Origin of the sequence: Micromonospora sp. DT41 (genome assembly GCF_049841715.1) — a bacterium.
GTDB classification, from domain to species: Bacteria; Actinomycetota; Actinomycetes; order Mycobacteriales; family Micromonosporaceae; genus Micromonospora; species Micromonospora profundi.
In genome coordinates this window covers 56,654-70,280 of record NZ_JBNCKU010000005.1, presented here as the reverse complement: position 1 = coordinate 70,280, position 13,627 = coordinate 56,654, and the positions used below count along the sequence as shown (strand labels likewise).

The window sequence follows — 13,627 nt, the reverse complement described above, 5'->3', positions numbered from 1 at the left end:
GATCGCGCCGGGGCCGCCCCTTCCGCAATCATGGGCCGGTGACCGTCGAAACGTCGTACCGCGGGCTCGTCCTCGTGGTCGAGGACGAGCCGGCCATCGCCGACCTGGTGCGGCTCTATCTCACCCGCGACGGGTTCGGCGTGCAGATGGAACGCGACGGCGAGGCGGGCCTGAGCGCCGCCCGCCGGCTGCGACCTGTGGTCTGCGTCCTGGACATCGCACTGCCCGGCCTGCCCGGCACCGAGATCTGCCGTCGCTTGCGCGAGGCTGGCGACTGGACGCCAGTCATCTTCCTCACCGCCCGTGACGACGAGGTGGATCGGATCGTCGGCCTGGAGTTGGGCGCCGACGACTACGTCACCAAGCCGTTCAGCCCGCGCGAACTTGTCGCCCGGGTGCGTGCCGTGCTGCGCCGCGCCGCTGGCGGCCCCGAAGGGGCGGAGCAGCCACGCGTCGTCGGCGCGGTGACGCTCGACCCGGCCCGCCGGACTGTCACCGTGGCGGGCGCCCCGGTGCAGCTCACCTCCACCGAGTTCGACCTGCTGGCGCACCTCATGGCCCGACCGGGGCGGGTCTTCAGCCGGGAGGAACTGCTGGCCGGGGTGTGGGGTTACGCAGCGCACGCCGGAACCCGCACCGTCGACGTGCATGTCGCCCAGGTCCGGGCGAAGCTCGGCCCGGCAGGTGTCATCCGCACCCACCGGGGCGTGGGGTACGCCGTCGATGCCTGACCATCCCGTTCCGCGACAGCCCGCGCGCACCGAAGAGCAGGTCGGGGCGCTGCCTGTGGCCGCAGTTCCCCCGCCGGCAGCACCTCGGCGCCGCCGGTTCGGCGAGACCCTCACCGCCCGCGCGGTGCTCGTCACCTGCACAGTGGCGCTGGTGTCGGTGCTCGTCACCGCCATCGTCGCGGTGCCGCTGGCGATCCGGGGCGCGGAGCGGCGAGATCAGGAGGCACTCGCCGCACAGGCACGGCTCGCCGCCGAGGTGCTGCGGACACGGTTGGACCGGGGTCGCACCGCCGACGAGGAACGGCTCATCCGGCAACTGCGCAGCCAGGGCATCGACGCGTACCTGATCAGGCGCGGGACCGCCGACCGACCGGGCCTGCCGCCCCGCGTGGTGCAGCGGGTCGGCCAGGGCCGCAACGTGTCGGCGCGCCGCCCGGTCGACGGCCGCCGTGCTCTCGTCGAGGGCAGGGCTCTGCCCGGCGGCAACGGGGTGGTGCTCTCCCGCGCCTCGTCGCCGGGGCTGTGGCGGCAGGTACTGCTCAGCCTCTGGCTGCCGCTGCTGGCCGGGTTGGCCGCCGGTGTGGTGGCCGGGCTCCTGCTGGCCCGCCGCCTGGCCCGGCCGATCCGGGTCGCCGCGACCGCAGCGGCCCGGCTACGGGCCGGGGACCGTGCCGTACGGGTGCCGGTCGAGCCACCGGACGAGGTCGCCGACCTGGCGGAGGCGTTGAACGGGCTGGCCGCCGCGCTGACCACAAGCGAGGGGCGGCAGCGGGAATTCCTGCTCTCCGTCTCGCACGAACTGCGGACCCCGCTGACAGCGATCCGTGGGTACGCCGAGGCGCTGGCCGACGGAGTGATCGAGGCGGACGGCACGGCTGCCGCCGGACGGACCATGCTCGCCGAATCCCAGCACCTCGACCGGCTCATCGGTGACCTGCTGGCGTTGGCCCGGCTGGAAGCCGCCGACTTCCCCCTCGAACCGGCACCGGTGGACCTGGCCCGCCTCGCCGCCGACGCCGAGCCCACCTGGTCGGGCCGGTGCGCGGCGGTGGGAGTGTCGTTCCGGGTGGAGAGCCCCGGCCGGCCCGTCCCGGCGTACACCGACCCGGGTCGGATCCGGCAGGTGGTGGACGGGCTGCTGGAGAACGCGCTGCGGGTCGTACCCCCGGGGGCGTCCGTGGTGCTCGCGGTCCGGCAGGCGGGTATGGACCCGGCTGCCGGCGGCGTGCTGGAGGTCCGCGACGGCGGGCCGGGCCTCACCGACGACGACCTGGCCGTGGCGTTCGAGCGGGGAGCGTTGCACGAGCGCTACCGGGGGGTGCGCAAGGTGGGCAGCGGTCTGGGGCTGGCGCTGGCTGCCGGGCTGGTCCGCCGGCTCGGTGGAGACATCAACGCGGGTCACGCGCCGGAAGGTGGTGCCGCGTTCACAGTTCGGCTGCCCGGTGATCCTTACCGGATCCGAACATCGGCCTGACGTTGCGCTCGTCATCGCCGGGCAGGCTGAGGGCTCCACTGACGAGAGGGAACGCCATGCCACGTTGGGGACTCGCCACCGCCACCACGTCACTGCTCGCAGCTGTGGCACTCGGCGCCAGCGGCTGCGGAGCGGCCGAGGTGGCCAGCCCACCGGCCCGGGACGCCGCCGTCGAGGTCGAGGCCGCGCTGGGCGTGGAGGGCCAAGCGCTCACCGCGATGGGCTTCGACGCCGATGACCTGGACACGCAACCGGTCGCCGCGCTGGCCACCCCGTCTCCCACCACTGCGGAGAAGGCCAGGCAGAAGCGTGGTGAAGAGTGGCGCCAGCGCCGCCAGGCCCGGGTGCTGCTGCGCAAGAACACACTGCACGGCGAGGCCGTCGTGCAGACGAAGGACGGCGGTACGCGGACCGTCGCCGTGCAGCGCGGCGAGGTCACGGCGATCGACGGTGACTCGATGACTGTCAAGTCCACCGACGGCTACACGATGACCTGGACCTTCGGCGACGATCTGCGGGTCGTGCAGCGGCGCACCACAGTGCAGCCCAGCGAGGTGAAGGTCGGCGCGAAGCTCGGCGTCGCCGGCGCGAAGGACGGCGACAAGAGCGTCGCCCGGCTCGTCCTCATCCCGCGCATTAAGTGAAAGGAAGGGCCCCTCATTAACGCCTCGCGTTAATAAGGGGCCCTTCCTTTCGTCAGTAGACGCGGGAGCCGATGAAGTCGCCGTAACCGTAACCGACCGGGTTGGCGGCGGTACGGGCCTCGGACGACCACTGCTGCCGGGTGCTTGTGGAGCAGGCGGCCAACCGCAGTCGCGGAGTGCCCGCGGTGTCGAACGCCACGCAGAGGTTGCTGGCGCTGGCCGGCTTGAGTTGGTTGCCGACGAAGGCGAACTGCTGGGCAGGGGTGCCGTTGCAGTCGTAGATGTTGACAGCGGTACCGGACGTCATCGATCCACCGGCGACGTCCAGGCAGCGGTCGTGGGAGAGCTCCGAGTGCAGCGAACGCCGGGTCGCGTCGTACCAGAAGCCCTGGTTGCGCCCTCCGTGGCAGCCGTACGACTGCTGGGGGGTGCCGTTGCGTGAGTCGTAACCCTTACCGTCGACGCACGTGTTGGTGGCGAGATTGCGCAACTGCTTGAACTGGAGCAGGCCGGCGTAGAGCACGCCGCCGCCGGTGCTGGCCGGGTCGACGCAGGTGGCCTGGTTCTGCCCGGAGTTCCAGAACTGCGTGATGCACTGGGCGAACATGCCGTGCCCACGGGCGTTCGGGTGGAACGACTGCCGGGCGGCGTTCTCGTTCCAGATCCCCACCTCGATGAAGAGACCACGGACCGATGTGTTGTCGGTGCACACCTCGTGGCCGTGGAACAGCCGGCTCGCGTCGAGGTACCGGGTGCCGGTGTTGACGGCGGCCGAGCGCAGCGCCGACTCGAACAGCGGCACCGCCTTGTTCCGGGCGAACGCCGCGTCGGCGAGGTAGAGCAGGCAGCCGCCGGAGTACCAGCCGGGGAAGTTCGGGTTGTCCTCCACGTCCGGGCTGGCCGGGCCGGGGTACGACATCAGCACCAGCTCGTAGTCCGAGCGCAGGTAGCCGGCTTTGGTCATCGTCGCCCGGATGTCGGTGAGCGCCGCCTCCACCGCGCGCCGGCTGCCGTCGGTCCGGATCGTCCACTGGTCGGTGTAGGCGGGGTAGCAGTTGCCCTGTAGGAAGACCCGGCGTACGGCGCAGTCGGTGGCGACCGGCCCGAACTGGATGGTGCCGTCGCCGTTCGCGCCGACCACCACCCAGATCAGCTTGACGTGCGTGTTGCGCGCTTTGATGCCCAGGTAGTCGCCCTGGTTCAGCTCGTTGTGCTGGGTCGGCCCGCCCGCGATCAGGTTCCAGGGGGTCGCGCCGGAGCACGCCAGGTTGTATCGCGTGTCCGACTGGATGCCGGTGCGGAACACCGCCTGGTCGTACGAGCGGTCGCACCAGTTGCCGTTCTGGTGGGTGCCGGGGACGTAGTTGCCGACCCCCTCACCGGAGATCTGACTGTCACCCATGGTGATCAGCGCGGTGCGGCGTTGCTCGATCGGGCGGATGGCCGGGCTTCCGTAGAGAGCTGTCGCTTCGGTGGCCCGGATGGTCTCCAGGTTGGCGGGCAGTGGCTGGACAGCGGGTCGGTCGGCGGTGGTGGCGGGAGCGGCGGTGGCGGTGGCGGTCGGTCCGGCGAGCATCGGCAGGACAAGAGCGGCGACGGCGACGGCGATGGTGCAGGCCCGTCGTCGGGTCGCGCGTTCGGGCCTGGCGGAGGTAACAGGCATCGACGCACTCCTCTCGGCTCGATCGCGGGACGTCGATCGAGTTACCAGAAGGTAACCCGATGATCGGTGGATGTGAATGCAGCTCGGGTTCTTGCGCGCGGGTTGCCGAACCGCCCGGATCGGACGATCCGGTCACCCGACCCGCCCGCGTCAGCCCGGCCGGGTCAGCCCGTCGGCGTCAGGTCAGCGCGACGAGTCAGCGGCCGGGTGGCAGCGCGTAGCCGACGTAGCCGCGGAACTCCAGCCGCCAGCCCGCCGGAACCAGCTTGGCGCAGGCCGGCTGGCTGCCTGTGCAGACGATCGCGTCCACCGAGGTGGGGTCGGCGGGCGGCCGTTCCGAAAGGACCGACTGCAACGCCACCAGATCCGGCGACCGCCCGTCGGTGTGGCGCAGCAGCAGCCACCACGGGTACTCCCAGTTGTCGTTCTGCTGCACCAGCCCGATCCGCTGGGCGCCGCTGTCGCGGACGGCCGTCGCGGCCCAGCGGAACTCGTCGGTCCACTGCGGGCGGCGCAGGAACCGGGTGTCCCAGTCCGAGGTGGTGAAGACCGAGCCGTCGCCGACGAGCCGGCGCGGGAAGCCGTACGACAGGGAGAGCACTCCGGCCAGCGCCGAGGTGGCCAGTACCGCGATCGCGGTCATGGTGGCCACCGAACGCCGTCCGCGCCCACCTGTGGCGTGGCGCCGGAAGAACGCGTCGAGCCACAGGCCGGCGAACGGGATGGCGAGCACCAGGGCGTAGAGGATCAGCCGGTTGCCCCACGGCTGCCACTTGATCATCGAGGTGTGCAGCAGGACAGCGACGAGCACCACAACGGCGTACGCCCGCAGCGGCCCCGCCAGCCCGGGGTCGATCCGGCGGGGGCGGGTGAGCGCGACGACCGCGCCGATCAGTGCCAGCGCTCCGGCGATCGGGAAGGCCACCCGGTCCTCGTCCGGATACCAGGCGGGCTCGGGGAAGATCTCCCGGCCGAAGGTGATCTCCCGGTCCTGGGGGTCGACGCCGATCGCCTGCGCGCCGCTGATGATCGCCTCCGCGCCGGCCCGCCGCAGCGGCGCCAGTGGCGTGTCGAACGCTGTGTGCCCGATCCGCAGGGCGTTCACCAGGATCGACTGCGGATCGTGCCGTTCCATCGGGATCGACTCGCGAAGCCGGGGCGGGCCCAGCGGATGCCCGAACTCGGCAGTCACGCGGGCCATGAACGGACCGACCACAGTAGCCGCGACCAGCAGGATCAACACCGAACCGCCGACGGTACGGGCCATCGGACCAACCGGCCGGGCCCCACCAGCCTCCGCCCGGGCGCTCACTGCGAGCCGGAGCTGGGCCAGCCCCCAGAGCACCAGCAGCGGACCCACAGCGATCAGGCCACTTGTCTTCGTCACAGCGGTCAGCCCGGTGGCCGCTCCCAACCCGAGCAGGGTGCCCAGGCCGGTCCGTCGGCGCAGCCCGTCCAGCACCAGCGTCGCCGCGCACGCCACCCACGCCGCGCAGACCAGGTCGGTCTGCGTGCTCGTGGCCTGGAGTACGACCATTGGGGTGCTGGCCAACACGAACGCGGTGATCAGTTGAGCCCGGCGGCTGCCGCCGAGCTGCGCGGTGATCCGGGCGACCGCCAGCAGGCAGATGATCCCGGCGGCCCACTGCACCAGGTTGTGCAGCGCGTCGCCGCCCGTCAGCAGGCGCAGGTGCAGCAACAGGTACTCCGCGCCGGGCGGGATGGTCACCTGCCGGTGGATGGCGGTGGGCCAGAAGTCGAGGTCGCCCTGGGCGACCCAGTGCTCCACCTTGGGCAGGTGGTACGTCTGCGAGTCGAAGTTGTTCGGCTCGGCAAGCAGTGCGACAAGCAATTCCACCAGCACCAGGCCGCCGATGGTGCCGGCGAGCAGGCGCTCGCCCCGACCCGCCGTACGCCAGGCGTCGGCCGCTCGGGCGAGCGGGTTCGCGCGTACCCGATCGGGTTGGACCGGCGCGATGTCGTCGGTGACCGGGGCGGCTGTCGCCGGGCCGGTGCCGGCGGTCATCGCCGCGCCGACCGGCACCGAGCGGGGCGCGGCCACCTGCGGCTGCGCGGCAGCCTGCCGCTGGCGCAGCACCGCGGCGGTCCCGGCGGCAAGCAGGAACAGCAGCCAGGCGGCCACGAACGCCGGCCGGGTAAGCGCGTGCAGGGCTCCGAGCAGCTCGACGACGAGCACCGCGTACGCGCCGGTGAGCAGGGCGGCGCGCACCACGGCGAGTCGTAGCGGCGCCACCGTGTCAGTCCGGCGCGGCCTCATCGCGACGGTGAGTAGGAGCACCGAGGCGGCGGGTAGCGCCGCGAGCAGGAAGCCGGCAGCCGACATGGCGCGAAGTAAACACCATCCGGCTGAGCCCGCCACGCCGGCTGCCCGATGGTGCGGCCAGCGTTTGGCTGACCAGCCACGCTAGGCTATGCCCGACGTGTTGTCGCCACCGTGGAGAATCCCGTGAAGCTGTCGATCCTCATGCCGGTCTACAACGAGGAAGAACGCATCGCGGATGCCCTCAAGCAGGCATTGGCGGTGGATTACCCGTGCGAAATCGAGTTGGTAGTGGTCGATGACGGCAGCCGTGACGGCACCGGCGAAATCCTCGGCCGCGCCGACGACGCCCGCCTGCGGGTCATCACCCACCAGCGCAACGCCGGTAAGGGCGCGGCCATCAAGACCGCGGTGGACAGCGCCGAGGGTGACTACATGGTCATCCTCGACGCCGACCTTGAGTACGACCCGCAGGACATCCCCAAGCTGCTCGACCCGGTGCTCGACGGGCGGGCCACGGTGGTCTACGGCAATCGCACCTTCGGCAGCCACAGCGCCTACAGCTTCTGGTACGTGATGGGCAACAAGGGCGTCACGATGGCGGCCAATGTGCTTTTCAACTCGTACATCGGCGATCTGGAGACCTGCTTCAAGCTGATGCCTGTGGCGCTCTACAGGTCGCTTGAGGTGCGCTCGCGTGGCTTCGGCATGGAGGCCGAGGTGACGGGCAAGCTGCTGCGCCGGCGCATCCGGCCGTACGAGGTGCCGATCAGCTACCGGGCGCGCGGTCGCGAAGAGGGCAAGAAGATCACCTGGAAGGACGGCGTCGAGGCGATCTGGATCCTCGGTCGCGAGCGCGCACGCCGCCGTCCTGCCCCCTCAGCGGCGCGCTGACTTCAGGAACGCGCTTATCGACCGCCGCAGGCCGTCGGCGTCCAGGCCGTGCCACCGGGCGTGGTCGGCCGGGTCGCCGTACCGTCGCAGGTCGGTCTGACCCACGCCGAGCGCCAGCAGCCGATGCGGTACGTCCGCCAGCGCGCGGCTCACGACAGCGCTCGACGTTCCCGCCAGGTACGGCTCGACAAGCACCACGTCGGTCCCGACGAATGCCCGCAGTCCGGCCGTGTCGAAGGGCCGGGGTGTGTGGGTGTACGCGACAGTCACGTCCATCCCCTCGGTCGCCGCCATCGTGGGATCGAGCATCGGCCCGACGGCCACCACGAGCGGCGCGTTCGTCCCGCCCTGCCGCAGCACCCGGAGGCGGTCGGCGTCCGGGTACCCGGACGTGTTGCGCTGTTCGCTGAGCCGCAGATAGACCGGGTCGTCGGTGGCAGCGGCGGCACGCAGCAGGGGCGTGACCTCGTCGGGGTGGCCGGGCACCCGAACGGTCCAACCGCCGCCAAGTGAGTCGAAGAGCGCCAGGTCGGCCGGCGACTGGTGTGTCCGGCCCTCCCGTGACCCGTCGTACGACGCGCCGATGCTCACCAGGACCGCGCCCACGCCCTGGTGGTCCAGATCCAACTTGATCTGCTCGTACGTCCTGTCCACCAGGAACGTCGCGTACGAGTGCACGATCGGGCGGAGCCCGGTCAGGGCGAGCCCGCCGGCCATGCCGATCATCAGTTGTTCGCGGATGCCGACGTTGAGCACCCGGTCCGGGTGTCGGTGTCCGGCCGGTGCGAACTGGCTTGCCGAGATGTCGGCAAGCACGAGCGCCGTACGCGGGTCCTCGTCGAGCAGCGCGGCGGTGGTGTCGATGAAAGCGGTACGCATTGCGGTCATCCCTTGCTGTCGATGCGGGCGACCACAAGGTGCGGCCGTCGTGGCCGGTGCCCGGTCAGCGCCGTGTACAGGGCGGTGTGGTCCCGGCCGTCGACGGTGTCGGCCGTCCAGCCGTTGACGGTGAACCTGCTGGCGATGCCACCGGCCCAGCCGTGCGTGGTCGACGAGTTGTCGATCACGATCGCGGTGAGGCTCTCCAGCCCTGTCGCTCCCGCGTACGCGATGGCCTCGTGGTTGGAGCCCTCGTCGAGTTCGGCGTCGCCGAGCAGGACGTACACCCGGGGGTTGAGCAGGCCCTGGGCTCGCAGGCCGAGGGCGGTGCCGACGGCCAACCCGAGCCCGTGGCCGAGTGAGCCGGAGCCGATCTCGACTCCGGGCACGAGCAGCCGGTCCGGGTGGTGGCCGAGCTTGCTGTCCGGTCCGGCCAGATCGTCGAGCCAGGCGTCCGGAATGAAGCCGTGCGCGGCGAGCACCGCGTAGTAGGCGGCTGGCCCGTGCCCCTTGGAGAGCAGAAAGCGGTCCCGCTCCGGGTCGTCGACGGTGTCGGGGGTGACCCGCAGGACCCGGTCGTAGAGCACCTGGAGCACGTCGCTGGTGGAGTGCGCGCTGGGCCCGTGCTTCTCGTCGCCGGTGAGCCGACGGATCAACTGAGGCAGCCGGGAGCCGGTGTCGGTGGTCAGTGTCGAGGTCATCACACTACTGTGGTAGTTAAAGCGCACTTCACCTCAAGGGCATGGAATGCATGATCTGCTGACGATCGGCGAGTTGTCCGTCCGCTCCGGCGTGGCACCCTCGGCGCTGCGCTACTACGAGCGGCTCGGGCTGATCCGCGCCGACCGGACCAGCGGCAACCAGCGTCGCTACGCCCGCTCCGAGCTGCGACGGGTGGCCTTCATCCGGATCTCCCAGCAGGTCGGAGTGTCGCTTGACGAGATCCGCGCGGCACTCGAATCCCTCCCCGACTCCCGCACGCCCAGCCCACAGGACTGGGAGCGGCTGTCCGCGAGCTGGCGCGGCCGGCTGGACGAGAAGATCCGACTGCTCACCAAGCTCCGCGACGACCTCGACGGCTGCATCGGCTGCGGCTGCCTGTCCCTGCAACGCTGCACGCTCTACAACCCGGGGGACGCCCTGGCCGGAGAGGGCCCGGGTGCGCGCCTCATGCTGCCCCGCCCGACCGGTACGCCCGCCTGACGGTCGGCTCTCGCCCGCCCTCACCCGATCGTGAGGACGACCTTGCCGAAGTGCTCGTTCGACTCGACGAGCCGGTGCGCCTGCGCCGCCTCGGCCATCGGCAGCCGCCGGTCCACGATCGGCCGGATCGCGCCGGTCGTGACCATCGGCCACACCTCGTCCCGTACGCCCTGGACGATCTCCGCCTTCTCCGCGAGCGGGCGGGCGCGCAGCGACGTGGCGCTGACGCTCGCCCGCTTCGTCAGCAGCGCGCCGAGATCCAACTCGGCCTTGCGTCCGCCCTGCATCCCGATCACCACGAGACGACCGCCGGTAGCCAGCACGGCGACGTTCCGCCCCAGGTAGGACGCGCCCATGATGTCGAGGACGACGTCCGCGCCCCGGCCGTCGGTGACCCGCCGAACCTCATCGGCGAAATCCTGCTCCCGATAGTCGATCGTGTGTGCCGCGCCCAGCTCACGCAGCCGGTCGTGCTTGGCCGCGCGGGCGGTCGTCAGCACTGTGGCGCCGAGCGCTGCCCCGAACTGGATCGCGAACGTGCCGATCCCGCTGCCACCGCCGTGCACCAGCAGCGTGTCCCCGGCGCTGAGCCGCCCCACCTGGATCAGGTTCGACCACACCGTGCAGGCCACCTCGGGCAGCGCCGCGGCGTCGACCGTGTCGCAGGCCGGCACCGGCAGGAGTTGCCCGGCGGGGACGGCCACCCGTTCGGCGTACCCGCCCCCGGACAGCAGCGCGCAGACCTGCTGCCCGACCGCCCACCCGGCGACGTCCGCGCCCACCTCCGTGATCACCCCAGAGCATTCCAACCCGGGGTACGCGGAAGCGCCCGGCGGCGGCGGGTAGTGCCCCTGCCGTTGCAGCAGGTCAGCGCGGTTGACGCCGCTTGCCCGCACATCCACGATCACCTCACCGGGACCCGGCTCAGGATCGGGCACCTCGGCCCAGACCAGGGCATCGGGTCCACCGGGCTGCGGAATCGTGACGGCTCGCATGGCTCAGTCTTACCCGACGCCTGAGCGGGCCGCAGGCGGACCCAGCGCATCTCACCGGACACTGTGGACGGGCGCGGCTGGCCTGGCCCGCGCATTCGGGGAGGGACGCCGGGCCGCGCGGCGGGAGCCGTGGCAGACTATGCGTGGCCGTACACCCACGGGTGGCGGCCCGGGAGGGTTCGCCTAGTGGCCGATGGCGCTGGTCTTGAAAACCGGTAAGGCAGCGATGTCTTCGTGGGTTCGAATCCCACACCCTCCGCCCATCTGGACAGCAAAAACGCCCCCTGAACAGCGCGAACGCCGGTCAGGGGGCGCGTTTATCGATGGTGAATCAGTCTCACTTTGTCTCGCCCGGTGCCGCCGTGTCTCACTGGTTGTGTCGTCTACGTGTCGGCGTCACCCGGCGCTCTCTCGGCCTGATCGTCGGTGCCCAACGCTCCCTCGATCCGCTTGCGCGCGACCTCGTCCTGTCCGTCGATGCACGAGGCGTAGACCTTGAGCAGGACGTGCACGCTATGTCCGGCCCATTGGGCAACCTGGGTAGCCGGCACTCCGGCGTTGAGCCAGAGCGACACGGCGGCGTGCCGCAAGCCGTACGCGCCGTCGGCGAGCCGCCGAGCCGGTGCGTGCTGGTCGGCGACTCGCTTTCGGACATCAACGGAGCTCGGGCGGCCGGAGTGCGTGTGATTGGCTACGCAAACCGGTCATCCAAGTTGGAGGCATTCCGAGCCGCCGGAGCGGATCTGATAATAAAGAGCATGGGTGAAATTGCGAATGTTATGACCAAGTATTCAGGTGATTAGATGGAATGTGCCCAACCAGATTGGGTTGTGCGCCCACTTGCTGGCATGCCATCCCACCAGCAACGATTTGCGGAGGCGGTTCGAGTAGGCCAGGGGTGGCTATGCGAGAAACTATCCTTAAGGGCCGAACTAAGGCTTTATAGTCGCGCAAGCGGGTGTTGAGGCCGCATTCGTCGTATTTTTCCATCCCGGAATTGGATAGTTGCCATTTGCCCTTTCGCGCCCTCGGTAAGTTCAACTACCTTCCCCGGCCCAAACTCTGGGTGGGTAACTAAATCACCGAGCCCTGTCGTAAACGTTGTTGGTTGACGAACCAGAAGTGGTTTCTCGTGGCCGCGAATCGCCGTCTCTAGGGGCGACCGGTTCTCACGACTGTTAAGGCCCTCAAGCCACTCGATCTGGTGGCTGAACGATTCAATCGTTTCAGCCAAGCGAGACAGCCGTGAAACCGATTCTTCCATCGACCTGCTCGCGTGAGCGAAAAAAGCCATTTCTTGTTGCCAGAAACTAACATTCGACTTCTCGGATTCGCTGTCCCGCTCAAGGTTCCGTACGCGTGTAACTAGCTCTGCCAGCATGTCAGTAGTGCTACGGCGAGGGCCGTCTACGCTTTCATGCTGAGTGGCCGCTAGCTGGACTTGCCTATCTAACTCTGGCCACATTGCTTCGAATAGTCGATCGATATCCTCGCGAGGCTTTGGGTTCTCAGACATCTCGCCCAGTTCGTGGACGATTCGCCTCATGCCTTCCTTGTCCAGCTTTCGAGATTGAAACGACTGAAGCGGTGAGATAACTTCGGCTGGTTCGAGGTCAATACATAGAGGTACTAGTCGCGCCACGCTTAGCCGCTTAGCCAGCGCTCCGGCTTCGAACATTAGCCATGGAGCTGATTGATTAGAACGTGTAACGCAAACCAAGCCAAAGTCGGTGTCCTCCAGGTTTGTGGCAATGGCTTCGTTCCATCTAGTTCCACTCTCAATCTCGGCGTCAGACAGCCAAGGATCAACATGCTGGACGACAATTCCTAGCCAGCCATGCAATGCAGACGCAATTGAGCGACTCGGCTCGCCGCTCCACGAGATAAAGACCTTCAACAGTCCGCCCTTCGACCACGAGATGTGATACGGTACTTGACTTTCTGCGCGCTGTACACCTCACTCGAACCCAACTCGCACGGCCCGTGGTGCCTTAGGGCGTGACTTCGGCTTGCAGATGCGGCAGGCTGATCGGGTGGCCACAGCCGTCATCACCGCTAGCGCGAGCATCGTCGTTGCCGTACTAGCCTTCGTTTTGAACCAGTATGGCCAGGCGCGGCAGGAGCGGCGGCAGGTACGCCTGGCTCGAATCAACAGCCAGCTTCGTGATCTCTACGGGCCGCTGAACGCCATGGTGGACGCGAATGAAAGAACCTGGGAAGCGTTGCGCAAAGTCCATCTGCCGGAAGCGGCCGCTCGAAACCCGGATGGCGGTACTGCTAGCTGGCGCCGATGGCGAGACGAGGTGCTGCAACCGGCCAACCGTCGAATGCGCGATCTTATCTTTGCCCATGCGGACCTGGTGGTTGAGGTCGAGGTCCCAGACCCGCTGTACGACTTCTGCGCCCACGTAGCAGCGCAGGAGGTTGTCCGTGCCGCGGAGGTCGATGAGGGCATACGCGAACCGGTCCTCATTAATCATCCTGGCGACGCCTACGTCTTCTATGTTCGTCGGACGTTTGCCGCACTCAAAAGTGAGCAAGCGCAACTTCTGCGTCGGTCTCGCTCGACCCGTCCCTTTGAGCCGTAATCCGTAGCCAGCTACCCGATCATTGACCGGGTGTCACCTGCCTGACCGCATGGTGGGTAACGCTCGACGTGAGCGACGCTTCCAGCGGAAACCGGAGCAGGTTTGATCTGTGTCGCATCTGTGTCACAGGATGGTCTCGGATCGCATACCAGCTGGTCAGCGCCGCGAGCTTCGTGGTCTTGAAAACCGGTAAGGCAGCGATGTCTTCGTGGGTTCGAATCCCACACCCTCCGCCCATCTGGACAGCAAAAACGCCCCCTGACCAGCGCGAACGC

General features: G+C 68.9%; 13 protein-coding genes, 1 tRNA gene and 1 pseudogene. 8 read left to right on the top strand and 7 right to left on the bottom strand.

What is annotated here, in order from left to right; translation table 11 throughout:
* Positions 1-38 precede the first annotated feature (38 nt).
* The 3 genes from ACLQ23_RS11070 to ACLQ23_RS11060 are packed head-to-tail and all read left to right on the top strand — an operon-like array spanning position 39 to position 2,849.
* Positions 39-731: a response regulator transcription factor gene (locus tag ACLQ23_RS11070; protein ID WP_355587191.1), complete on the top strand. Its 693-nt coding sequence runs from the start codon at positions 39-41 to the stop codon at positions 729-731.
* Entirely contained in the window at positions 724-2,205 is a 1,482-nt protein-coding gene (locus ACLQ23_RS11065; protein WP_425735005.1) for an ATP-binding protein, read from the top strand. The genes ACLQ23_RS11070 and ACLQ23_RS11065 overlap by 8 nt, the downstream gene beginning before the upstream one ends.
* Before the next feature lie 56 nt (positions 2,206-2,261).
* Positions 2,262-2,849, top strand: a complete 588-nt coding sequence (locus ACLQ23_RS11060) for a hypothetical protein (protein ID WP_425735006.1) — start codon at positions 2,262-2,264, stop codon at positions 2,847-2,849.
* A gap of 52 nt (positions 2,850-2,901) precedes the next feature.
* Here the strand turns inward: ACLQ23_RS11060 and ACLQ23_RS11055 are convergent, their stop codons facing one another.
* A complete protein-coding gene (locus ACLQ23_RS11055) occupies positions 2,902-4,512 on the bottom strand; it encodes a ricin-type beta-trefoil lectin domain protein (protein WP_355587185.1) in 1,611 nt (536 codons plus the stop codon).
* Positions 4,513-4,708: 196 nt separating this feature from the next.
* Positions 4,709-6,856: a hypothetical protein gene (locus ACLQ23_RS11050; RefSeq protein WP_425735007.1), complete on the bottom strand. Its 2,148-nt coding sequence runs from the start codon at positions 6,854-6,856 to the stop codon at positions 4,709-4,711.
* Between the two features lie 123 nt (positions 6,857-6,979).
* Between ACLQ23_RS11050 and ACLQ23_RS11045 the strand changes: the two genes are divergently transcribed.
* Positions 6,980-7,687 carry a glycosyltransferase family 2 protein gene (locus ACLQ23_RS11045; protein ID WP_355587180.1) on the top strand — a complete coding sequence of 236 codons (708 nt, stop codon included), beginning with the start codon at positions 6,980-6,982 and terminating at the stop codon, positions 7,685-7,687.
* Here the strand turns inward: ACLQ23_RS11045 and ACLQ23_RS11040 are convergent.
* On the bottom strand, positions 7,673-8,566 hold the full coding sequence (locus tag ACLQ23_RS11040; protein WP_425735008.1) for a transketolase family protein: 894 nt from the start codon (positions 8,564-8,566) through the stop codon (positions 7,673-7,675). The genes ACLQ23_RS11045 and ACLQ23_RS11040 overlap by 15 nt on opposite strands.
* A 5-nt stretch (positions 8,567-8,571) precedes the next feature.
* The gene (locus ACLQ23_RS11035; protein WP_355628407.1) at positions 8,572-9,267 is read right to left on the bottom strand and encodes a transketolase; all 696 of its coding nucleotides are present in this window, start codon (positions 9,265-9,267) and stop codon (positions 8,572-8,574) included.
* A gap of 46 nt (positions 9,268-9,313) precedes the next feature.
* Here ACLQ23_RS11035 and soxR point away from each other — a divergent pair, with 46 nt between their 5' ends.
* The gene (soxR, locus tag ACLQ23_RS11030; protein ID WP_355587171.1) at positions 9,314-9,769 is read left to right on the top strand and encodes a redox-sensitive transcriptional activator SoxR; all 456 of its coding nucleotides are present in this window, start codon (positions 9,314-9,316) and stop codon (positions 9,767-9,769) included.
* A 20-nt stretch (positions 9,770-9,789) separates the two neighbouring features.
* Here soxR and ACLQ23_RS11025 read toward each other — a convergent pair whose 3' ends face one another.
* A complete protein-coding gene (locus ACLQ23_RS11025) occupies positions 9,790-10,764 on the bottom strand; it encodes an NAD(P)H-quinone oxidoreductase (RefSeq protein WP_355587169.1) in 975 nt (324 codons plus the stop codon).
* 172 nt (positions 10,765-10,936) lie between these two features.
* Between ACLQ23_RS11025 and ACLQ23_RS11020 the strand changes: the two genes are divergently transcribed.
* A tRNA-Ser gene (locus ACLQ23_RS11020) sits at positions 10,937-11,023 on the top strand.
* 124 nt (positions 11,024-11,147) lie between these two features.
* On the opposite strand, the gene ACLQ23_RS11015 is transcribed toward ACLQ23_RS11020, so the two are convergent.
* The gene (locus ACLQ23_RS11015) at positions 11,148-11,276 is read right to left on the bottom strand and encodes a hypothetical protein (protein WP_425880686.1); all 129 of its coding nucleotides are present in this window, start codon (positions 11,274-11,276) and stop codon (positions 11,148-11,150) included.
* 75 nt (positions 11,277-11,351) lie between these two features.
* Here ACLQ23_RS11015 and ACLQ23_RS11010 point away from each other — a divergent pair.
* Positions 11,352-11,567 (top strand): annotated as a pseudogene (locus ACLQ23_RS11010) (HAD family hydrolase); the annotation flags it as partial.
* Positions 11,568-11,704: 137 nt separating this feature from the next.
* On the opposite strand, the gene ACLQ23_RS11005 reads toward ACLQ23_RS11010, so the two are convergent.
* Positions 11,705-12,661, bottom strand: a complete 957-nt coding sequence (locus tag ACLQ23_RS11005; RefSeq protein ID WP_425880622.1) for a toll/interleukin-1 receptor domain-containing protein — start codon at positions 12,659-12,661, stop codon at positions 11,705-11,707.
* A 136-nt stretch (positions 12,662-12,797) separates the two neighbouring features.
* Here ACLQ23_RS11005 and ACLQ23_RS11000 point away from each other — a divergent pair, with 136 nt between their 5' ends.
* Positions 12,798-13,352: a hypothetical protein gene (locus tag ACLQ23_RS11000; RefSeq protein WP_425880621.1), complete on the top strand. Its 555-nt coding sequence runs from the start codon at positions 12,798-12,800 to the stop codon at positions 13,350-13,352.
* The last annotated feature ends 275 nt before the right edge of the window (positions 13,353-13,627 follow it).

Excerpts from the sequence above, each read along its gene's own strand:
- ACLQ23_RS11050 (WP_425735007.1), bottom strand. The coding sequence starts at position 6,856 with ATGTCGGCTGCCGGCTTCCTGCTCGCGGCGCTACCCGCCGCCTCGGTG.
- soxR (WP_355587171.1), top strand. The coding sequence starts at position 9,314 with ATGCATGATCTGCTGACGATCGGCGAGTTGTCCGTCCGCTCCGGCGTG.
- ACLQ23_RS11035 (WP_355628407.1), bottom strand. The coding sequence starts at position 9,267 with ATGACCTCGACACTGACCACCGACACCGGCTCCCGGCTGCCTCAGTTG.
- ACLQ23_RS11060 (WP_425735006.1), top strand. The coding sequence starts at position 2,262 with ATGCCACGTTGGGGACTCGCCACCGCCACCACGTCACTGCTCGCAGCT.
- ACLQ23_RS11025 (WP_355587169.1), bottom strand. The coding sequence starts at position 10,764 with ATGCGAGCCGTCACGATTCCGCAGCCCGGTGGACCCGATGCCCTGGTC.
- ACLQ23_RS11040 (WP_425735008.1), bottom strand. The coding sequence starts at position 8,566 with ATGCGTACCGCTTTCATCGACACCACCGCCGCGCTGCTCGACGAGGAC.
- ACLQ23_RS11055 (WP_355587185.1), bottom strand. The coding sequence starts at position 4,512 with ATGCCTGTTACCTCCGCCAGGCCCGAACGCGCGACCCGACGACGGGCC.
- ACLQ23_RS11065 (WP_425735005.1), top strand. The coding sequence starts at position 724 with ATGCCTGACCATCCCGTTCCGCGACAGCCCGCGCGCACCGAAGAGCAG.